Below are 20,027 nucleotides of genomic sequence, written 5' to 3'. Positions count from 1 at the left end.
TTCCAGCCCTGCATTAGCAGCGCGTCAGCTCGCGATCGACGATGCAGACGTCTTCAGGAGTGGTCTCGTCTTCTGGCAGGTACCGGTCGACCAAGCTGCGTCCCACGGCGGTGACGTCGAGAGCGCGGTGGACGTGGCACAGCAGTCGGCCGGTAGCGGTGATCGGCAAACTTCGCATACTGTCCACTCTACCTGAGTGCTAGCAATTGTTAGCAGTAGCTAGCAGTGAGTTGGCGCGCACTTTTCCTGACGGACCCGCGGGAAGCGGGCGTGGTGGCACTGCGCCGCCTCGTCGCCGTGGCATCGTGGCTCGATGTGCTCGACGTGTCGATTGCTGAACCAGGTGAGCTCGGCGAACAGGCTCTGACCGCCGCCCAGACGCTGGTCCGGACCGCTTTCGGTGACAACTTCCGGGCCCACGACTGGGCCCATGCCGTCGAAGGAGTTCATGTCCTGGTCGCCGAAGGCGGCACGTTGCTGGCCCACGCTGCCGTCGTCGCCCGCGCGCTCAGGCATGACGATCAGTTCTTCGACACCGGCTACGTGGAGGGTGTCGCTGTCCGCGGCGACCAACAGGGGCGAGGACTCGGAAGCCTGATCATGGACCACGTCGAGTCGATCGTCCGTACGCGCCACCAGATCGGTGCCCTCAACGCCGTGGACGACGCTGCGCCGTTCTACGCCGCTCGCGGCTGGCGACTGTGGACGGGCCCCACCGAAGCGGAGACCCCGGACGGCGTCGTCGACACCTACGACGGCGCCGACCGCATCTTCGTCCTGCTGCCTCCTTCGCAACCGCCGCTGGCGACGACAGCACCGCTCGTCTGCGACTGGCGTCCCGGTGACCTCTGGTAGCCGCGCCCCGCGTTACGGCGTCAGCAACACCTTGATGGCGCGGCGTTCGTCCATCGCCTCGTAGCCGGCTGCGGCATCCTCGAGTGGCAGTTGCTGGTCGAACACCCGTCCCGGATCGATCTCACGGCTGTAGATCAGATCGATCAGATCGGGCAGGAACCTGCGCACCGGCGCCGGACCGCCGTGCAGGTGCGTCGCGGAGAAGAACAGTTCGCCGCCGGGCAACTGGACGCCGTGGGCCACACCGACATAGCCGACGTGACCGCCGGGGCGGGTGGACCGGATCGCCTGCATCATCGACTCCTGGGTGCCGACGGCCTCGATGACGCTGTGCGCGCCGAGCCCGTTGGTGAGTTCCTTGATGGCGGCGACGCCGTCCTCACCGCGCTCGGCGACGACGTCGGTGGCACCGAACTCCCGGGCGAGGGCCTGGCGGTCGGCATGGCGGCTCATCGCGACGATGCGGTCCGCCCCGAGCTGTTTGGCGGCCAGGACGGCGCACAGTCCAACAGCACCGTCACCGACGACGGCGACCGTTTTGCCGGGACCCACGTCGGCGGCCACGGCACCGAACCAGCCGGTGCCCAATACGTCCGATGCCGCCAGCAGGCTCGGCATGAGATCGGCCGTCGGATGGTCGGGTGTGGCGACGAGAGTGCCGTCGGCCAGGGGAATCCGGGCGTACTGGGCCTGCGTGCCGATGGCGCCCATCGATACCGCGTGGACACAGCGACTCTGGTAGCCCGCCCGACAGATCTCGCAGGTGTTGTCGGAGGCGAAGAACGACCCCACCACGAAGTCACTCGCCTTGACGGTGGTGACATCGGGTCCCACCTCTTCCACGACACCCACGTACTCGTGACCCATCGGGGATTCTCCACCGGATTGACCGATGCCCCGGTAGGGCCAGAGGTCTGATCCGCAGATGCATGCCGCCGACACCTTCATGATGGCGTCGGTCGGCTCGAGGATCTTCGGGTCGTCGCGTTCTTCGACACGAATATCGCCGGGGGCGTGCATGACCACACCGCGCATGATGGTGCTCCTTACTGGGTCCGCTGATCGAGGTATTCGTCGTCGGTGACGTGTTCCATCCAGTCGACCGGTCGACCGTCGACGAAGGCCTGGACGGCGATGTGGGTCATCGCCGTGGTGTGCGTGGCGCCGCGCCAGTGCTTGTCGCCGGGCGGGGTCCAGATGACGTCACCGGGGTCACGGGGGACGTCGATACCCGAGGTGGACTCCATCGTGAAGATCTCCCTCCGCTTCGGCGCCGGCCCTCCTCACGTCTGGTACCCGCGGAAGTGCCGGTCATGCCGACATCCGCGAGTTCTTCGTGACGCGGTGGGTGAAGACCGGCAGCGCCGCGTGTCGGGGCGGCGCCGCGAAGGAGGTCGTCGCTCACCAACCCCTCGTCGGGTGACCACGCGATGAATCCCAGATCACCCCCGATGCCATGCTGTAGCCGACGATCTCAATGGAGGAGGCGACCGTGATCGGCCACGAAGTCAAGATGATCATTCTGTCGACCGACGATCTCGACGGGTCGATCCAGTTCTACAGCGAGACGTTGGGAATGGCGCTGAAGTTCCGCGACGGCGCCCACTTCGCCGCACTCGACGGCGGTCCGGTGACGCTTGCTCTGGCGACCGACGTGGACCATCCCATCCCCGGGCAGGTCGTCGTCGGCATCAAGACCACCGACGTCGACGGCGCCGCGAAAGCGATCGAGGCGGCCGGCGGCGGAATCGTCAAGGGCCCGTACGACGATGCGCATGAGCGCCGCGCCGTCGTCTACGACAACAAGGGCAACAGTCTGGTGTTCTACAGCCCGCTCAACCGCTGAGGGTCGCCGAGCGCGTTAAGGCCTACGGCGTACAAACCCGGGACCGGTCCGCAGCGGTGGGCGTAGCTCAGCCTGCCGCCCTAGTGGCCGCTGAGCGAGGTCAACTCGTCGAGCAGATCACGGATGTTCTGGGTGAGATCTGCGGGCGCGTCGGGACCCAGCCAGCGCTCGAAAGCGATTTTGAAGACGGCCACACCGGACTCCGCGGCCAGTCGGGCGGTCGTCTCGGCGACCCCGCGGGCACGCAGCGCGTCGGTCATCGCCGCCGCCATCGAGGCGAGCTTCATCAGCTCACGCTCCTGGAGTCCCGGGGTGGCAGCGATGACGGCTTGTCGTTGACGCGCCCGGTCGCGGCGCCCCTCGAAGGTCGGCCCGACCGCCACCAACGCCATCCCGACCATTTCGATCGGTGATGCTGAATCCGGCGCTTCGGCGATCGCTGTGACCATGACCTCGGTCAGTGCGGTCTGGCCCCAGAACAGCACCTCCCGCTTGTCGGCGAAGTACCGGAAGAATGTGCGTTCGGTGAGTCCGGCGCGGCCGGCGATCTCGGCGACCGTCGTCTGGTCGAACCCGCGCTCGGCGTACAACTCCAAGGCCGCCTGCTCGAGACGACCGCGCGCATTGGGCTGCCACCGGACCATCCCACGATCCTACGGGGATGACAGGGACTGTCATCAGCGTTGTCTCGATGACAGAAGCTGACATCAGGAGGAAACCATGAAGATCTTCGTCACAGGCGCGTCGGGGTTCATCGGATCGGCAGTCGTCGCAGAACTCGTCGCCGCCGGACACAGCGTGGTCGGGCTGGCGCGTTCCGACGCATCGGCGGATGCGGTAGCGGCGGCCGGGGCTCAGGTCCACCGCGGCAGCCTCGACGACCTCGACGCGCTGCGGGCCGGTGCCGACGCCTCCGACGGGGTCATCCACCTGGCGTTCCGCCACGATTTCGACGACTACGCGAACGCCGCCGAGCTGGACCGGCAAGCCATCGACACACTCGGGTCCGCATTGGCCGGATCTGGCCGGCCGTTCGTCGTCACCTCCGGGATGATCGGCCTGACCGGTGCCAGTGGCGTGATCACGGAGTTCGACGGTGCGGCGTCGACGTCACCGCGGTTCTCCGAAACCGCGGCGCTGCCGTGGGCCGATCGGGGTGTTCGGGTCTCGATCCTGCGATTGCCGCCGACGGTGCACGGCGAGGGCGACCACGGCTTCGTCCCACATCTGATCGAGATCGCGCGGGACAACGGGGTGTCCGGCTACCCAGCCGAGGGCGCCAACCGGTGGCCCGCCGTACACCGCCTCGACGCGGCCGGACTCTTCAGGCAGGCGGTGGAATCCGCGCCGGCGGGTGCCATCTGGCACGCGGTCGACGACGGAGGAATCCCCGTCCGTGACATCGCCGGGATCATCGGCCGTCACCTCGGCGTGCCCGTCACGTCGATCCCCGCCGACGCGGTGGCGACCCACTTCGGATGGATCGGACCCCTGTTCTCGATGGACGCTCCGGCGTCGAGCGAGCGCACGCGACAATCGTCCGGCTGGAGCCCTACGCACGTCGGCCTGATCGACGACCTCGAGCATGGCCACTACTTCGACGCCGCGGTACGGGTGTGAGACACGCTGTGCGGAAACAGCTTTGACGGCGCTTCACGCGATCGTCGGCGAATCCGGATGGTAGGTTGCGCGCATGCAGTTCTTGCGTGACGCGGTCGTGCTCATCCACATCGTCGGGTTCGCCATCACCTTCGGTGCATGGGCGGCCGAGGCTGCCGCACATCGCTTCCGCACCACGCGGTTGATGGACTACGGGCTGTTGGTATCGCTGGTGACCGGCATCGCGCTGGCGGCGCCGTGGCCCGCCGGAATCGTCCTCAACTACCCCAAGCTCGGGGTGAAACTGGCGATCCTCGTCGTGCTGAGTGCGGTCGTCGGGATGAGCAATGCGCGTCAGCGCAAACGTAACGCGTCCGTTCCGCGTCCGCTGTTCTTCGCCATCGGCGCACTCTCGTTCAGCGCAGCGGCGATCGCGGTGCTGTGGTGACCCGCGGCCGTCGCGGATCCAAGGAGCGCGAGCTTGTCGGCGTCATCTGACCCGGCGTCGGCGTGGTAGACGACGAGATGGATGCCGTCCGTCCCGCTGATGGCCAGCCACTCGCGATTCAGGCGTAGGACACCCACCTGAGGGTGGTCGAATACGGACGTGGTCCCACGCTGTACGCCCACGTCGTGGCGTGCCCACAGAGCGCGGAAGCGCGGGCTCGCCAGGGACAGCTCCCCGACGAGTTCGATGAAGCGGGGGTCGTCGGTGTCGGCGCCGACGCCTTGGCGCAGGCTCGAGATCAAGCACTCGATGGTGCCGTCCCAGTCGGGGGCGCGGGGAGAGTGCCGTGGCCATGGAGTTGGCGGCCAGGATGTCGAAGTAGCGGCCCTCGACGAAGGCCGGCTGGGTCAATCCGGACAAGAGTTTGGTGATGCCGAGGGACCGTCGGCAAGATGATCGCGAGGATCGCCTAGTGTCCGACGTGCACGAGCCGGTGGCCCGTCAGCGCGTCGCTGAGCTGTGCGCCGTCGACGTTGTTGCCCTGCAACGGAAAAGATGCTGCCACGAAATGGTCCGGTCGGACGAGGTAGAGCCGGTCGGACCGCAGCCGGCCGTGTGGATCGTCACCGAACTCCTGGGGGCCGACGATCCACTCCGGCACGTCGGGGCGGACGATCGTGCCCGCGCCGTAGGTGTGCAGCTGCCAGTTCATCGTGTCGAGGGCCCGTTGATTGTCGGCGACGGGCGGTAGCCGCAGACCCACCACCGGATCGCGCGCCCACTCAGTCTGATCTGCGGCCGCGGTGTAGTGGTAGCGGATGCGGTACTGCCCGATGTAGCCGCCGAGGCGGGCCCCGAGCGACGTGCGGGTGACCAGGGGGAAGAACCCGAATGCCAGGGCGCCGAAGGCCGTTCGGAGCAGTCCGGCCGACGGTCCGCGGCGGCCGATGACGGTGAAGGCACGGTCGGTGACGTTGACCAGGGTCAGCGCCACAGGCCGGCGTTCCCGTTCATAGCGGTCGAGTGCGTGCCCGTCCACGCGGTTGTGGGCCACATCCGCCAGCAGCATCGCCAGGTTGTGAGCGTCCTGCAGACCCGTGTTCATCCCCTGACCGCCGACGGGGGAGTGCACGTGTGCGGCGTCCCCAGCCAGGAAGATCGACCCGACACGGAACTTCGCCGACACGCGGTGATGCACCCGGTACGTCGAAAACCATTCCACCGGACCGTGTGTCAGCCCGAACTCGGCAGCCACGGCGCTGAGCGCTTCGTCCTGCGTGATGGTGTCCTTGGCGGCCAGACCCAACAGCCGGACGTGACCGCCGGGCCCCAGCGGGAAGACCGCGACGAAGGTGCGCTTGCCCGGCCGGATGTTGACCGCCCCGTCGGGCACCCCGCGCACGTCGCGGACATCGGCGACCCAGAACGTCGCGTCGTCGGTTTTACCCTCGAACGGCAGGTTCAGTTCGCGCCGCACCGCTGATGCGGCTCCGTCGGCTCCGATGCACCAGCGGGCCCGTACGCGATGGAGGCTGCCCTCGCCGTCTTCGAGTAACGCCTCGACGCGGCCGTCTGGCTCCGCGGTCTTGTCTTGCAGGTCGACGAGACGGTGCCGCCAGCGGATGTCACCGCCGCCCGCGGTCAGCGCGCCGACGAGCAACTCCTCGTTCCGGCTCTGCTCGAAGATCTGGATGCCCGGAAATCGTGTGGCACCATCCTGCAGATTCATCAGGTTCGGACCGATCCCGCGGGACGATCCGCCGACCTGAATCCGCAACGCCGAGTTGGCCTTTTCGAGTACGGTGCCGGCCAACCCGAGCTGGTCGTAGACCTCCATCGTGCGAGCTTGCACTGCCAACGCCCGAGATTCCCGGGTCGGGCCCGCTTTGCGATCCACCACGACTGCGGGCACACCACGACGGGCGAGTACCAGAGCGGCCATCAGGCCGGTGGGACCGGCCCCGATGATCAGCACCTCGGTGTCGATGAGGGGCAGATCGTCGACGCTGTAGCCGGGTGACATACGGTCACCGTAGTCACGAGTCAGGGCGTGGGGACCCGATCAGGCGAGTGCAGAGAGCGCGGTCTCCGGGTCGTAGCCGGAGAATCCATCGAGCTCGCCGGCACGCAGCCGATTCACCCACCCGGGATCGGCGAGCAGGGCACGTCCGATTGCCACGATGTCGAATTCACCGGCGTCGAACTGCTCGAGCAGGCGGTCGACGGACGCGGGCTGAATGATCTGTCCCCGCTTCTCACTTCGGAACTGCGTCTCCAGCCCGACCGAACCGACCGCGATCACCGGCAACCCGGTGACCTTCTTGGTCCACCCGGCAAGGCTCAATTCGCCGTCGTGGTCGGGGAATGCGGGCGCGTAATGCCTGCGTGTCGAGGGGTGGAAGACGTCCACTCCCGCTTCCACCAGGGGAGTGAGGAGCTCCTGAAGCTGCGTAGGGTCATCGGCAATGGATGCCGCGTAGTCGACGCCCTTCCACTGCGAGAAGCGGAAGATGATCGGGTAGTCCGGGCCGACTGCTCCACGCACTGCGGCCACCACCTCGGCGGGGAAGCGGGTCCGCGCGGAGAGGGAGCCGCCATAGCCATCGGTGCGGAGATTCGTTCGTTCCCAGAGGAATTCGTCGAGCAGATATCCATGTGCACCGTGGAGCTCGACGGCATCGAACCCGACATCCCTGGCTGTGCGGGCACTCTGCGCGAACAACTCGGCGATGCGCTCGAGTTCGTCGGTCTCGAGCGCCCGTCCCCTGGGTTGCCCGAGGCCGTCGACGCCGGACGGGCCGACCGGCACCACGCCGTCCGCGTCATCGCGCTGCGCACCCTGATGCCACAGCTGCGCGGCGATGGTGGCGCCGTCTGCGTGCACGGCTTCGGTCACGCGCGACCAGCCGGCGAGGACATCGTCGCCGGCGAGCGTCGGGATGGAGAACGGATGGGCCGCGGCAGGGTCCGGCAACCGGACGCCTTCGGTGATGATCAGTCCCACCCCGCCTGCGGCGCGTCGCCGGTAGTACTCGGCGACATCGGCGCCGGGAACCCCGCCAGGTGACGCCTGCCGGGTCATCGGCGCCATCGCAAACCGGTTGGGCACCGTCAACGAGCCGACGGTGAGGGGTTGGAACAAGTCTTGGGTAGCCACGACGGTGTGCAACACGGCGGCCGCCGCGGTGATTCCTCGCCGGGGCCGGCCTTCGTCACACCGGTCCCAGCAGCCTCTCGGTGGCTTTGGGTGCGAGTTGCCCGGCTGTTAGCGACAATGTCGCTCGGTTGTCGCGGAGGGCGGTGCGTGCCGGAGCGGATTCGCGTGGTCGGCGCGTCGAGGCTGAGCTCACGCAGGAAAAGTTCGAGAACAGACCTGCGTGAGTTCAATCTGGCCGCGCTCCCGTCACCCCTCCGAGGGTTTGTCGACTGCTCCCTCGGGCAGGGGGCGTGCCTCGGCGCCCGGTGTGGCGGGGGCCAGCACTTCTTCATCTTTCTGGCCGGACTCAGGCGTTACATTCTCATCTGGAGATGTCATGCTCACCTTCTACCCGATCGCGTCCAGTGATAACCACCCGCCGAGACACCGGCCGCGATCCGGACGAGCATGTCGTGATGGCTCCGTCCCAGTGGCGAGCGACCAACGAGGGTCGCCACTTTGGAGCGAGAAAGCGATGGCCAAGTACCCTTTCCTCAAGCACTACCGAGGCGCGCCTGCGGCGCGTGGGTCCGCGACGACGGTGAGGGCAGGCCCCCGGTGACCGACGGACCGTTTGCCGAAACCAAGGATCTCATCGCGGGCTTCATGATCATCGACGGTGACTGGTACGGGCGCGCTCTTGCTTTCGGCGCCGGCTATGCCGCCGGCGAATGGATGAAAACGATCGGCACCAAGGTGGGTACCGTCTTATGCGGCGCATGAGGTCTCTGCCGGGCCCGCCCAAATGGGTCACAGGGCCGTCGCCATTGGCATATGTCGGCTTCCTGATCTGCATCGGTGCGGCGCTGTACAGTGCCGCACAAACGGTGGTGGCACTGCGGGACAGCTCGCCGCTAGCCGCCTTGATCGCTGGTGGGCTCGCGCTGTTCTTCAGCGGATTGGTCGTGGCTCTCGCCATCAGCCTGCTGGCGAGAGCCGAGAGTCACGCCGGCTGGAGCAGTTCGGGAACGACAGTGCGGCTCAACCCCTCCATCGCGTGGTCGTATGGAGTTGCTCTATTTGGCGGGATCGTCGGCTCGACCTGTTATCTCGCCTTCGTTGCACGCGGAGTCGTCGACCTACCTTTTGCCGCCGCTGGGGGTGGTGGCGCCACTCGGTACCTCATGGCCGCTCTTCTGGCGATCTGTGCCATCAGCTTGGCTGCGCTGCTCCGCAGTCGCGAGCCGGGGTTTCTCCGGGTTGGAATAGACGGCATCACGCACGCCGATATGTTCCGTACCCGAACTGCGTGTTGGGTTGACATTGTCGACATCACAGACGAAGCGGAGAAAAAAGCCCGTAATCCGATTGTCTTCACTCTGAAGGACGCCAAGCAGGTCGTCGTACCGAACGCCGACCGTTATGCATCCAGTGGCGCTGCCTTGTACTGGATGACGCGCCACTACTGGAGGCATCCAGAGGATCGTGACGAGCTCACCGACGGGCGAGCGCTCGACCGGCTGCGCGACGAGCAGTTCGAGCCCAACTAGCCGAACCTTAGATCGGCGCGACGCGATCCGCCCAGGGCAGCGCCTGCTCGAGTTGTGCGGCCAGCCGGATGAGCAGCGCTTCGCCCGCCAGCGGCGCGACGAACTGGACTCCCAGCGGCAGACCGTCGGCGGTCCAGTGCAGGGGCAGTGAAATAGCCGGTCGCCCAGTCAAGTTCGCGAGCTGCGTGTACGGAACCCACCCGAGGTTCTTGTCCACGATGTCGTCCACGATCTTGGTGTAGCGCAGCAATCGCGCGGTGCGCGTCTTGATGAGCACGTCGGAGGCGTGCTGCAGCGCGACGGGCAGGTCGAATTCTCCGATCTTCGGAGGCGGAGTCGCCAGCGTGGGCGTCAACAGCAGGTCGTAGGACTCGAAGAAGGTGGTCAGCCGGCGCGTGTGCTCGTGGCGCCGCTGGACGGCGTCGACGTACGCCACACTGCTCGTTGCCCGGCCGAGCGCCGCCAGGATCAGGGTGTCGCGCTCGAACGCCTCGTCACCGGCGCCCGAAACCCGTTTGGCCTCATCGAGTTCCCACGCGGTGTAGACGAACCACGTCAGCAGGAAATCGCGGGCGAGCGCGGCATCGTCGAACGGCGCGACCGGAAGCTCCTCGACGTGGTGACCCAGATCGGTCAGCGCCTGCACGGTGGCCGCTACGGCGGCGTACGCCTCGGGATCAGGGACCGGCGTGATCGCCGACGGAACCCGCACCCCGATCCGCAATGTCCCGGGATCGGCGCCCACATTCGACGCGAAGGACTCGGTCGGCACGGCAGGCACATACGGACCGCATGCCTCGCCACCGCTGAGGACATCGAGCATGGCCGCGGTGTCGCGCACCGTCCTCGACACCACGCCCTGCACCGCCGCGCCGTGCATGGACTCGCCGGTCGCCGGCCCCGAGGGAGTGAGCCCGCGGCCCGGTTTGAGGCCCACCAGTCCACAGCACGCCGCCGGAATCCGGATCGACCCGCCTCCGTCGTTGGCCCCCGCACACGGCACGATCCCGGCCGCCACCGCCGCCGCCGAACCACCCGACGAACCACCCGGCGTCCGCGCCAGGTCCCACGGATTGCGCGCCGGTCCCCAGGCGACCGGCTCTGTGATCCCCTTCGCCCCGAACTCCGGGGTGTTGGTCTTGCCGAAGATGGCCAGGCCGGCGTCGAGCCAGCGCTGCACCACCGCCGCATGCTCGGCAACCGGTGTCGACATCAGGGCGCGCGAGCCCGCGGAGGTGGACAGACCGGCGTAATCCTGCGCGAGGTCCTTGATCAGGAACGGCACACCCGCAAACGGGCCACCGCGCTCACCCGACGGTGCGGGCGGAATGTCGCGCACGATCGCGTTGATCCGCGGATTGACAGCGGCTGCCCGCTGCTTCGCGACGTCCAGCAGCTCCGCCGCCGTCACCTCCTTGTCGGCGACCAGCTTCGCCAGCCCGGTCGCGTCGTGGGCGCGGTATTCGTCGAAGTTCACGCCCAAACCGTATGTGCCTCCGCCGCGGGGCGGGACGTCACGTCCACTTTGCGATGGCCCACTTCTCGAACAGGCCGAGCAGCGAATCGGTGAGCTTGCCGAGCAGTGCCAGCGAGATGATCGCGAGGAAGATCCGGTCGATGCGCCCGTTCTGGCCCGAGTCGAGCAGTAGGAAGCCCAGGCCCATCGAGCTCGCGATGAGTTCGGCCGCGACGAGGAACAGCCACGACTGGGCCAGCGCGAGGCGCAGCGCGGAGACCGTCGACGGGACGACGGCCGGCAGTTGCACGGTCGCGAACAACCGCAGCCCGTGCAGCCCGAACGCGCGGCTCGCCTCGAGAAGGTGGCCGTCGACGTGCCGCAGCGCCGCCCCCACGATCGTGTAGACGGGGAAGAACGCGCCGATCGCGATCAGGATGATCTTCGACTCCTCGCCGATGCCGAACCACAGGATCAGCAGCGGCACCCACGCGAGCGACGGAACGGCGCGCACCCCAGCGAGTGTCGGCGCGAGCAGGATGTTGCCCAGCCTGGAGAGGCCGACGACGGCGCCCAGCACCAGCCCGATGGCCGCGCCGAACGCGAAGCCCACCAGCACCCGCTGCGTCGAGATCGCCACGTAGTGCCCGTAGAGCCCACGCTCGGTGAGGTCGACGGCGGCAAGCCACACCATCGTGGGGGAGGGCAGCACGGAGGCCGCCACCAGACCGCTCGTCGAAACCCACTGCCACACACCGAGAATGAATAGCGGGATCAGCGCGCCGCCGACGACACGGACGCCTCGGCGCTGTGTCAGATCGGATATCGTCTCAGGACTGGATACGGGCGGCATCGGCCTGCTGGACGAAGGTGTCGTTGACGATGGAGCCGAGCGCGTCGTCGACCTGCTGCTGGCTCGGCACGTCGCCGAGATCCACGAAGATGGGCCCGATCTTCTCGAGCACCGCGAGCTGGGTGGAGCCGGGCACCTGGTCGACGTCGAGGTTCGAACGCTCACGGATGACCTTCTGCGCGACGGGAAGGTCGATGCCTGCCGCGTCGGCGAGGATTTGCGCTGTCTGGTCGGGGTTTTCGGCGGCCCAGGCCGCAGCGGCCGCGTAGGAGTCGACGACGAGTTGGGCGAGTTCCGGCTTGTTGGCGAGGAAGTCCTCGCGGGCGTTGAGGAAGCCGAAACTGTTGAGGTCGACGTTGCGGTAGAAGAGTGTCGCGCCCGTCTGCTCGGCGCCTGCCATGATCGGGTCGAGGCCGGCCCACGCGTCTACCGATCCGTTCTGGAGCGCGGCCCAGCCGTCGGCGTGCTGCAGGTTCTGCACGGTCACGTCGTCGGCGGTGAGGCCGTGCGCCTCCAATGCCTGCAGCAGGAAGAAGTACGGGTCGGTGCCCTTGGTGGCCGCGACGTTCTTACCGCGCAGCTGCTCGACGGTGGTGATGTCGCTGCCCTCGGGGGCAACGAGCGCAGCCCATTCGGGCTGGGAGTAGATCGCGATGACCTGGATGGGCGAACCGTTCGAGCGGGCGAGGAGCGCGGCCGAGCCTGCGGTGGAACCGACGTCGATCGCGCCGGCCCGCAGGGCTTCGTTGGCCTTGTTCGATCCCGCCGACTGAACCCAGTTGACCTGCACGCCTTGGGCTTCCAGCCAGCCCTGGTCTTTGATGATCAGGCTGAGCGGGTTGTAGGTGGCGAAGTCGATGTCGAGCACCTGACCGTCGAGCGCGTTGCCGTCCTCGGTGGACGACGGTGCGCTCTGGTTCTCGCCGGAGACGCAGCCGGTGAGTAGGAGGGCCAGTGCGACGACGACTGCCTTGAGTGCGGTGACCTTCATACTCTGCTTCCGTAGGTGGTGGTGGTGCCGTGGCGATCGACGCCGAGGCCGTCGAGGAGGCGGCCGCGCAGTTCGGCGAGCTCCGCCGAACCGCGGTCACGCGGGCGGCGTCCCGGGACGACGACTGTCTGCTGGATCGTGGCGCCGGCCACTCCGTCCTCGCGGCCGAGCAGGATCACCCGGTCGGCCAACTGCAGCGCCTCGTCGACGTCATGGGTGACCAGCAGCACCGTCGCGGGGGCGGCCGCGTGCACGTCGAGCAGCAGATCCTGCATCTTCATCCGGGTGAGCGCGTCGAGTGCGCCGAACGGTTCGTCGAGCAGCAGCACACCGGGATTGCGCGCCAGTGCGCGCGCGAGCGAGGTGCGTTGCGCCATCCCGCCGCTCACCTCCCGTGGACGGTGGCCGGCGAACTCGGTGAGCCCGACGAGTTCGAGCAGGTGGGCGACGGTCTCGCGGCGGGACGCCGCCGGTGTGTGCCTGGGCAGTCCGAGCGCCACGTTCTGCGCGAGCGTGCGCCACGGCAGCAGGCGCGGCTCCTGGAAGCCGACGGCGCAGCGCGGGTCGTAGGCCCTGACCGGGGTGGCGTCGATGCGGACTGCGCCTGCGGACGGGGTATCGAGACCTGCGACGATGCGCAGCAGCGTGGACTTACCGCAGCCGCTGGCGCCGAGGATCGCGATGATCTCCCGCGGTGCGATGTCGAGGGTGATATCGCGCAGGACGGGCCGGATGTCGCCGTCGCCGCCGGTGAATGCGCGGCCGAGACCTTCGCAGGACACCGCGAATGCCTGGTCGGTGACGCGGTCGAGTGTGACCGGGGTACTCGCGGACATACGGGGACTCCAGCCAGAGGGTTGTCAGGGACTTCCGCATGCTCGTCGAGATCTCATGCGGCGTCACGGGTTTTGCCCACGGTGGTTTGAACTGTTGCCGATCGCCGCGGCGCGTCCGCGCTCGACCTCTTCTGACGATCAGCCGGCCGACGCCCGCCGGCCGTCCCGGTCAGCAGCGTGCAGGCCGATCGCGAAGGCCGATTGATCGTTGCGGTTCAACGGGTCTCGGCCCGTGAGTTCGAGAATGCGGGCCAGTCGGTGACGCACCGTGTTGGTGTGCAGATACAGATCTTTGGCGGTATCGCTGAGCGAACCGTTCGCGGAGAGGAATGCCCGCAGCGTGCGCACGTGCTGCGTACCGCGCCGCCGGTCCATCTCCGCGAGCGGATCGATGAGCTGCTGGCGGAAGGGGGCGAGCTGGGCGGGTGGGAGCTGGTCGAGGAGGCTGTCGAGCGTGCTCAACTGATCGGGTCCGACGCGACGGCCGCGGCGCTGAGCCAGATCAAGGGCGATGCGCGCCTGGCCGATGGCCGAACCGACCTCCGTCAGCGGAACCATCGCGGAATGCCCCGAGGGCAAGGACAAGTCGTCGGTCACGTCGAGCGACTGCGTGGTGACCATCAGGCACAGATCGGGCGCGTCGCCGACCAACGCCTCCGGGAACGCCATCGACAGCAGTGCACCCGCCCCGGCCGGCCACGCCGAACACGTGACCTCGCCTGCTGCGAACCCCGGCCAGTCCAGCAGCTGACCCAGGGCGTCGGGCAGCAGCATCCGTCGCTCGACGAGCGACAGGAGTTGACCGACGCGTTCGCGCGCGAGCGCCGACTCGACGTCCCGTTCCCCCTGGGTGGCGCGCACGAACCGCGCGATCAGGTCGAGCAGTGCCGGCTCCGGCGGGTCGCCACCGCCCATCCAGCCCAGGCTGCCCACACCCGGCACGTCGACCGACACCGTCGCCGGCTCGGCTTCCCCGTCCGGGGCGAGCAGGAAGTAACACCCGAGAAGCTGCCCGGCGGTATCGAGGAGTTCACGCGCTGACGCATGCCGCCGCAGCGCCGACAGCAGCTCCGGCACCAGCGCATTCGTGGCGCGTGCCACGGCGATCTCCGAACCGAGCTCGTATTCCGCGATGAACCGGCTGACGTCGCTGAACGGCACGCTCGGCGACGCGACGAGCACCGGCAGGCCGTGGCGCCGGCACTGGTCGAGCAGGGCGGCGGGCACCTCGTCGTGGCCGTCGCCGATACCGAAACACACGCCGGCCGCGGCCGCGTTCGCCAACGCGTCGGCGAAGGTCCGGCAATCCTGCGGGGTCTGCAGGCTCAGGCCCACCGTGCACACCAACTCGCCGCCGCGTAGATACCGCGACGGATCGCGCATCTCGGTGATGTGCGCCCAGCTGATGGGCCGGTCGAGGTGGCCCGAGGCGACGTCGGGGACGGCGAGCCCCAGCCGCAACGCGTCGACCACGGCGCGCAGGGTGGGGGTTCCTCCGTCGGTGGAGCCGGTCGCGGGCTCCGCCGGAACGCCCGGCAGCGGCGCCATCATTGGACGAGCGTAACGCCACTGTCATATCAACGCGGGTCGGCGTTGTGCGATCGTCCAATGCGGCGCGGTCACCCGGTGGAATCGCTGCGTGTTCGGCACATTGCCTGGCGTACGCGCTGACCTGGCGTGATAGTCAGCACATGTCGTCACCCATCAGCCCCGTGGAGCAGCCCCAACAGCTGCGCCGGGAGTTCTCGCTGTGGTCGGCGTTCGCGTTCGCGTTCGCCTTCATCTCACCGATCGTCGCGCTGTACGCCATCTTCGGCCTGGCGCTCTCGGCGGCCGGGCCGAGTTTCTGGTGGGGCTTCCTGCTGGTGTTCGGCGGCCAGTTCCTCGTCGCGCTCGTCTTCGCCCAGCTGGTGTCGCGCTGGCCGCTGGAAGGTTCGATCTACCAGTGGTCGCGGCGGCTGCTCGGCAACGGCTACGGCTGGTTCGCCGGCTGGGCGTACATGTGGACGCTGGTGATCGCCATGGCCACCGTCGCGCTCGGTGCGGCGGGCTTCATCGCCAACATCATCGGGCTGGAGGAACCCTCCGGCGGGACACTCGCGCTGATCGCCCTGGTCATCCTGCTGGGCGGCACCGGGGTCAACCTGATCGGCCGTGGCGCGCTCAAGGCGTTCATGACGGCCAGCATCATCGCCGAGGTGATCGGCTCGGTCGGGCTCGGCACCTGGCTGCTGCTGTTCCACCGCCAGAACTCGCTGTCGGTGCTCTTCACTGGGGGCGGGCCCGACGTCGACTTCTTCGCCTACCTGTCCGGGCCTTTCCTGCTGGCGGTGGCGTTCATCGGTTTCTCGTTCGTCGGCTTCGAAAGCGCCGGCTCCATCGCTGAGGAGGTGCACGAGCCGCGGCGCCACCTGCCCAAGGCCGTGCTGTTCTCGCTGACGTTCATCGCGCTCGTGGTGGGCTACTCCAGCCTGGCGATCATCCTGGCGATCCCGGATCTCGATGCGGTCGCCGAGGGCAGCGTTGCCGACCCGGTGTACGACACCCTGACCGACGCGCTGGGCGCAGGCATCGCCAAACCGGTGCAGTTGCTTTTCGTCATCGGCTTCCTGGCCAGCTTCCTGGCGCTGCAGACGTCCGCCTCGCGGGTCATCTGGGCCTATGCGCGCGACGGTGCGTTACCGGCGTCGGGTGCCCTCGCGCGGCTGCGCGGCCAGGCCCGCATCCCGACGGTCGCGATCCTGATCACCACCGTGGTCGGCGCGGCGCTGTTCGCCCTGAGCATTGTCGCCAACGATGTGTACACGCTGATGGTGAACTTCACCTCCGGGGGCTTCTACCTGGCATTCCTGTTCCCGCTGATCGGTTTCCTGGTGGTGCTGGTGCGCCGCCAGTGGACGCCCGCCCGCTTCTCGCTCGGCGCGTGGACGCTGCCGGTCGCGGCGACGGCCGTGGTGTGGGCGGTGCTGCAGTTCATCAACATCGCCTGGCCGCGTGTCGCCTTCGAGCAGCGCTATCTCGACTGGTCGGTATGGATCGGCATCGCGGTGTTGTTCCTGCTCGGCGCGGCCATCTTCGCGTCGGTGCGGTCGCACATCGTGGCGACCTCGGTGATCGATGACATCGAGGCCGAGGACGAACTGGCCGACCGCCCATGAGTAACCCCGTAGCTCTGGTCACCGGCGGCGCCAGCGGTATCGGCGCCGCGGTCGTCACCGCGCTGACTCGGCGCGGATACTCCGTCGGCTGTCTGGACCGCAACCCAGCACCCAACATCGAACACTCTGTCGCCGTGGACATCTCGGACGGGCGTGCGGTCGCGGCTGCGGTCGCCGAACTGCGGGACCGGCTCGGCCCGATCAGTGCGGTGGTGAACTCCGCCGGCCACTACGAGATGGTCCCGGTCGCCGACATCACCCGCGAGGCGTGGCACACGATGCTGCGCGTGCACCTCGGCGGGCTGGTCAACGTCGCGCGGGCCTGCCTGCCCGACCTGCTGGAGAGCCGCGGCACCCTGGTGGCGGTCGCCAGCGAGCTGGCCGTCGGTGGCGGGGAGGACGACGCGCACTATGCGGCGGCCAAGGGCGCGGTCATCGGCGTGGTCCGCAGCCTGGCCGCCGAGGTGGCCGCCCGTGGTGTGCGGGTCAACGCGGTAGCGCCCGGCCCGACCGACACGCCCCTGCTGGCCGCCGATAATCCCTGTCGCACACCGGAATACCTCAACTCGCTACCTTTGCGGCGGCTGACCACACCGCAGGAGGTTGCGCGCTGCGTCGAATACCTGGTGTGCGACGCGACGTTCAGCACCGGCGACGTCGTCAACGTCAACTCTGGAGCCGTCATATGAGCACGGATCTGACCGGCCGGGTCGCCCTGGTCACCGGTGCTGCGCAGGGTATGGGCGCCGCCCACGCCCGCCGGTTGGCGGCAGCCGGAGCGACGGTGGCCGTCAACGACATTCGCGACAGCGAGGCACTGCGCACGCTGGCCGCCGAGATCGGTGGGCTGACCGCCGCCGGTGACGTGTCCGATCCGGACGAGTGCACCCGCATCGCCAACCACGTGGCCGGCATCGCCGGGCGGCTCGACGTGCTGGTGGCCAACCACGCCTACATGGCGATGGCGCCGCTGCTCGACCACGACCCCGACGACTGGTGGAAGGTCGTCGACACCAACCTCGGGGGGACCTTCTTCCTGGTGCAGGCTGTGCTGCCACACATGCGGGCGCTCGGGGCCGGACGCATCGTGGTCGTCAGCAGCGAATGGGGTGTCACCGGCTGGCCGGAGGCCACCGCCTATGCCGGGTCGAAGGCCGGGCTGATCGCATTGGTCAAGACGCTGGGCCGCGAACTCGCCCCCGAGCGGATCATCGTCAACGCCGTCGCACCCGGGGTGATCGACACCCCGCAACTGCAGGTGGACGCCGACGCCGCAGGCGTCGATCTGGCCACCATGCATCAGCGGTACGCCGAATGGATTCCGTTGGGCCGCATCGGAGCACCCGCCGAGGTGTCCGCCGCGATCGAACTGCTCTGCGATTTCAGCATGGAAGCCGTTGTCGGACAGATTCTCTCGAGCAACGGCGGTTCGACGAGGGGGCGAGTATGACGACAGGGGGAGATGGCGTGCAGTACGTGCAATCGGCCGGCGGTGTGTTGGGTCAGATCGACGCGCAGGCGGTACCGCGGTACGCCGGCATCGCAACCTTCGCACGGTTGCCGCAGCGCCACGAGGTCGGCGACTACGACATCGCCGTGGCGGGCGTGCCCTTCGACGGCGGGGTGACCTACCGTCCGGGCGCCCGCTTCGGCCCCGCCGCGATCCGTCAGGCGTCGCGGCTGCTCAAGCCGTACCACCCCGCCCTCGACGTGGCGCCCTTCGCCGCGGCCCAGGTCGTCGACGCCGGCGACATCGCAGCCAACCCGTTCGACATCACCACCGCCGTCGACGAGATCCGCGCCGGCGTGCTGGGGCTTCTGACCCGGCCCGAACAGCGCGTGGTGCTCCTCGGCGGCGACCACACCATCGCGCTGCCGGCCCTGCAGGCGGTCAACCAGGTGCACGGCCCAGTGGCGTTGGTGCACTTCGACGCCCACCTCGACACCTGGGACACCTACTTCGGCGCCCCCTGCACCCACGGCACACCGTTCCGGCGGGCCTCCGAGCAGGGGTTGCTGGTCAAAGACCACTCGGCGCACGTCGGGATCCGCGGTTCGCTCTACGACCGGGCGGACCTGCTCGAGGACGCCGAACTCGGGTTCACCGTCGTGCACTGCCGCGACATCGACCGCATCGGTGTCGACGGGGTGATCGCGCGGATACTCGAGCGGGTCGGCGAGCACCCCGTGTACGTGTCCATCGACATCGACGTGCTGGATCCGGCGTTCGCGCCGGGGACCGGAACACCCGAGATCGGCGGGATGACCAGCCGCGAACTGGTCGCGGTGCTGCGGGCCATGCATGGGCTGAACATCGTGGCCGCCGACATCGTGGAGGTGGCGCCGGCCTACGACCAGGCCGAGGTCACCGCGGTCGCCGGGGCCAACCTCGCCTACGAGCTGATCACGCTGATGGCGGACCGATGAGCGAATTGCGGTGGCCGGACGGTAAATCCGCGGCGGCGGCCTTCACGTTCGACGTGGACGCCGAATCCGCGGTGCTGTGGAACAACGAGTCCGTCGGTGCGCGGATGAGCGTGATGAGCCACCAGGCCTACGGCCCACTGGTCGGCGTCCCCCGCATCCTCGATCTGCTGGAGCGCCACCAGATCCCGTCGACGTTCTTCGTGCCCGGCCATACCGCCGACCGCTACCCGCAGGCGATCCGCAGCATCGTGGCCGCCGGGCACGAGATCGCCCACCATGGGTACCTGCATGAACAGCCGACCGCGCTGACCCTCGAAGAGGAGATCGACGTCATCGACCGGGGCCTGGCCGCTCTCGCCGACGTCGCCGGGGTGCGGCCCGTCGGGTACCGGGCGCCGATGTGGGACCTGTCGTGGCGCACGCCCGCGCTTTTGGCCGAGCGTGGATTCCTCTACGACTCGAGCCTGATGGACGCCGACCATCCCTACGAGTTGGCGGTGGCGGGCCACGACCCGCTGGTCGAGATCCCGATCCAGTGGGCGCTCGACGACTGGGAGCAGTACTGCTTCCTCCCCGACATCTCCGGCAGCGGTCTCATCGAGAGCCCCCGAAAGGCGCGGGAACTGTGGCAACTGGAATTCGACGGCCTGCGCCGGGTCGGCGGCTGCTGGGTGCTGACCAACCATCCGTTCCTGACCGGGCGAACGTCACGGGCCGCCGAGCTCGACGACCTGATGCGCTACGTGCTCGACCACGACGACGTGTGGACCACCAACCTCGGCGCGATCGCCGAACACGTCCGCTCACTCGGACTCCAACCCCGGAGCATCACACCGCCCGACGTGCCGCGCTGACGCGCGACCATAATCTCC

The 20,027-nt window shown here is 68.3% G+C and carries 22 protein-coding genes and 1 pseudogene; 11 read left to right on the top strand and 12 right to left on the bottom strand.

What is annotated here, in order from left to right; genetic code table 11:
• Positions 1–13: 13 nt before the first annotated feature.
• The gene (locus tag I7X18_RS27900; protein ID WP_193045547.1) at positions 14–178 is read right to left on the bottom strand and encodes a hypothetical protein; all 165 of its coding nucleotides are present in this window, start codon (positions 176–178) and stop codon (positions 14–16) included.
• A gap of 47 nt (positions 179–225) precedes the next feature.
• Here I7X18_RS27900 and I7X18_RS27895 point away from each other — a divergent pair, with 47 nt between their 5' ends.
• Complete coding sequence (locus tag I7X18_RS27895; RefSeq protein WP_193045548.1) at positions 226–855, top strand: GNAT family N-acetyltransferase; 630 nt, start codon at positions 226–228, stop codon at positions 853–855.
• A gap of 12 nt (positions 856–867) precedes the next feature.
• Here I7X18_RS27895 and I7X18_RS27890 read toward each other — a convergent pair whose 3' ends face one another.
• The gene (locus I7X18_RS27890) at positions 868–1,890 is read right to left on the bottom strand and encodes a zinc-dependent alcohol dehydrogenase family protein (protein WP_193045549.1); all 1,023 of its coding nucleotides are present in this window, start codon (positions 1,888–1,890) and stop codon (positions 868–870) included.
• 11 nt (positions 1,891–1,901) lie between these two features.
• A complete protein-coding gene (locus I7X18_RS27885; RefSeq protein WP_198730496.1) occupies positions 1,902–2,102 on the bottom strand; it encodes a cupin domain-containing protein in 201 nt (66 codons plus the stop codon).
• Positions 2,103–2,347: 245 nt separating this feature from the next.
• On the opposite strand from I7X18_RS27885, the gene I7X18_RS27880 reads away from it, so the two are divergent.
• Positions 2,348–2,701, top strand: coding sequence for a VOC family protein (locus tag I7X18_RS27880; protein WP_193045550.1), 354 nt, complete (start codon positions 2,348–2,350; stop codon positions 2,699–2,701).
• An 80-nt stretch (positions 2,702–2,781) separates the two neighbouring features.
• Here the strand turns inward: I7X18_RS27880 and I7X18_RS27875 are convergent, their stop codons facing one another.
• A complete protein-coding gene (locus I7X18_RS27875) occupies positions 2,782–3,345 on the bottom strand; it encodes a TetR family transcriptional regulator (protein ID WP_193045551.1) in 564 nt (187 codons plus the stop codon).
• A gap of 76 nt (positions 3,346–3,421) precedes the next feature.
• On the opposite strand from I7X18_RS27875, the gene I7X18_RS27870 reads away from it, so the two are divergent.
• Positions 3,422–4,321: an SDR family oxidoreductase gene (locus I7X18_RS27870; RefSeq protein ID WP_193045552.1), complete on the top strand. Its 900-nt coding sequence runs from the start codon at positions 3,422–3,424 to the stop codon at positions 4,319–4,321.
• A 73-nt stretch (positions 4,322–4,394) separates the two neighbouring features.
• Positions 4,395–4,748: a Fe-S protein gene (locus I7X18_RS27865; protein WP_193045553.1), complete on the top strand. Its 354-nt coding sequence runs from the start codon at positions 4,395–4,397 to the stop codon at positions 4,746–4,748.
• Here I7X18_RS27865 and I7X18_RS30190 read toward each other — a convergent pair.
• The 3 genes from I7X18_RS30190 to I7X18_RS27850 form a co-directional block, all read right to left on the bottom strand.
• Positions 4,655–5,050, bottom strand: a complete 396-nt coding sequence (locus I7X18_RS30190) for an MmyB family transcriptional regulator (RefSeq protein ID WP_226863304.1) — start codon at positions 5,048–5,050, stop codon at positions 4,655–4,657. The two genes, I7X18_RS27865 and I7X18_RS30190, sit on opposite strands and share 94 nt — an antisense overlap.
• Before the next feature lie 167 nt (positions 5,051–5,217).
• On the bottom strand, positions 5,218–6,771 hold the full coding sequence (locus I7X18_RS27855; protein ID WP_193045554.1) for an FAD-dependent monooxygenase: 1,554 nt from the start codon (positions 6,769–6,771) through the stop codon (positions 5,218–5,220).
• A 39-nt stretch (positions 6,772–6,810) separates the two neighbouring features.
• Positions 6,811–7,905, bottom strand: a complete 1,095-nt coding sequence (locus tag I7X18_RS27850; RefSeq protein ID WP_193045555.1) for an NADH:flavin oxidoreductase — start codon at positions 7,903–7,905, stop codon at positions 6,811–6,813.
• 555 nt (positions 7,906–8,460) lie between these two features.
• Between I7X18_RS27850 and I7X18_RS29765 the strand changes: the two are divergent.
• Positions 8,461–8,667, top strand: a pseudogene (locus I7X18_RS29765) (hypothetical protein); the annotation flags it as partial.
• Complete coding sequence (locus tag I7X18_RS27840; RefSeq protein ID WP_198730494.1) at positions 8,664–9,434, top strand: hypothetical protein; 771 nt, start codon at positions 8,664–8,666, stop codon at positions 9,432–9,434. The pseudogene I7X18_RS29765 and the gene I7X18_RS27840, both read left to right, overlap by 4 nt.
• 7 nt (positions 9,435–9,441) lie before the next feature.
• On the opposite strand, the gene I7X18_RS27835 is transcribed toward I7X18_RS27840, so the two are convergent.
• From I7X18_RS27835 to I7X18_RS27815, 5 genes are all read right to left on the bottom strand, one after another.
• Positions 9,442–10,911 carry an amidase gene (locus I7X18_RS27835; RefSeq protein ID WP_193045557.1) on the bottom strand — a complete coding sequence of 490 codons (1,470 nt, stop codon included), beginning with the start codon at positions 10,909–10,911 and terminating at the stop codon, positions 9,442–9,444.
• Positions 10,912–10,948: 37 nt separating this feature from the next.
• The gene (locus I7X18_RS27830; protein ID WP_404822799.1) at positions 10,949–11,584 is read right to left on the bottom strand and encodes an ABC transporter permease; all 636 of its coding nucleotides are present in this window, start codon (positions 11,582–11,584) and stop codon (positions 10,949–10,951) included.
• A 136-nt stretch (positions 11,585–11,720) separates the two neighbouring features.
• A complete protein-coding gene (locus tag I7X18_RS27825) occupies positions 11,721–12,734 on the bottom strand; it encodes an aliphatic sulfonate ABC transporter substrate-binding protein (RefSeq protein WP_193045559.1) in 1,014 nt (337 codons plus the stop codon).
• Positions 12,731–13,570 carry an ABC transporter ATP-binding protein gene (locus I7X18_RS27820; RefSeq protein ID WP_193045560.1) on the bottom strand — a complete coding sequence of 280 codons (840 nt, stop codon included), beginning with the start codon at positions 13,568–13,570 and terminating at the stop codon, positions 12,731–12,733. Before I7X18_RS27820 ends, I7X18_RS27825 begins: the two co-directional genes overlap by 4 nt.
• A gap of 138 nt (positions 13,571–13,708) precedes the next feature.
• Complete coding sequence (locus tag I7X18_RS27815; protein ID WP_226863429.1) at positions 13,709–15,052, bottom strand: PucR family transcriptional regulator; 1,344 nt, start codon at positions 15,050–15,052, stop codon at positions 13,709–13,711.
• Between the two features lie 209 nt (positions 15,053–15,261).
• Between I7X18_RS27815 and I7X18_RS27810 the strand changes: the two genes are divergently transcribed.
• The 5 genes from I7X18_RS27810 to I7X18_RS27790 are packed head-to-tail and all read left to right on the top strand — an operon-like array spanning position 15,262 to position 20,009.
• Positions 15,262–16,728, top strand: a complete 1,467-nt coding sequence (locus I7X18_RS27810; RefSeq protein ID WP_193045561.1) for an APC family permease — start codon at positions 15,262–15,264, stop codon at positions 16,726–16,728.
• On the top strand, positions 16,725–17,417 hold the full coding sequence (locus I7X18_RS27805) for an SDR family NAD(P)-dependent oxidoreductase (RefSeq protein ID WP_193045562.1): 693 nt from the start codon (positions 16,725–16,727) through the stop codon (positions 17,415–17,417). Before I7X18_RS27810 ends, I7X18_RS27805 begins: the two co-directional genes overlap by 4 nt.
• Complete coding sequence (locus tag I7X18_RS27800; protein ID WP_193045563.1) at positions 17,414–18,178, top strand: SDR family NAD(P)-dependent oxidoreductase; 765 nt, start codon at positions 17,414–17,416, stop codon at positions 18,176–18,178. Before I7X18_RS27805 ends, I7X18_RS27800 begins: the two co-directional genes overlap by 4 nt.
• Positions 18,175–19,155, top strand: coding sequence for an agmatinase (gene speB / locus I7X18_RS27795; RefSeq protein WP_193045564.1), 981 nt, complete (start codon positions 18,175–18,177; stop codon positions 19,153–19,155). Before I7X18_RS27800 ends, speB begins: the two co-directional genes overlap by 4 nt.
• Complete coding sequence (locus I7X18_RS27790) at positions 19,152–20,009, top strand: polysaccharide deacetylase family protein (protein WP_193045565.1); 858 nt, start codon at positions 19,152–19,154, stop codon at positions 20,007–20,009. The genes speB and I7X18_RS27790 overlap by 4 nt, the downstream gene beginning before the upstream one ends.
• Positions 20,010–20,027 lie beyond the last annotated feature (18 nt).

This window comes from Mycolicibacterium baixiangningiae (assembly GCF_016313185.1).
GTDB lineage: Bacteria > Actinomycetota > Actinomycetes > Mycobacteriales > Mycobacteriaceae > Mycobacterium > Mycobacterium baixiangningiae.
This window is presented reverse-complemented; position numbering and strand designations above follow the sequence as displayed.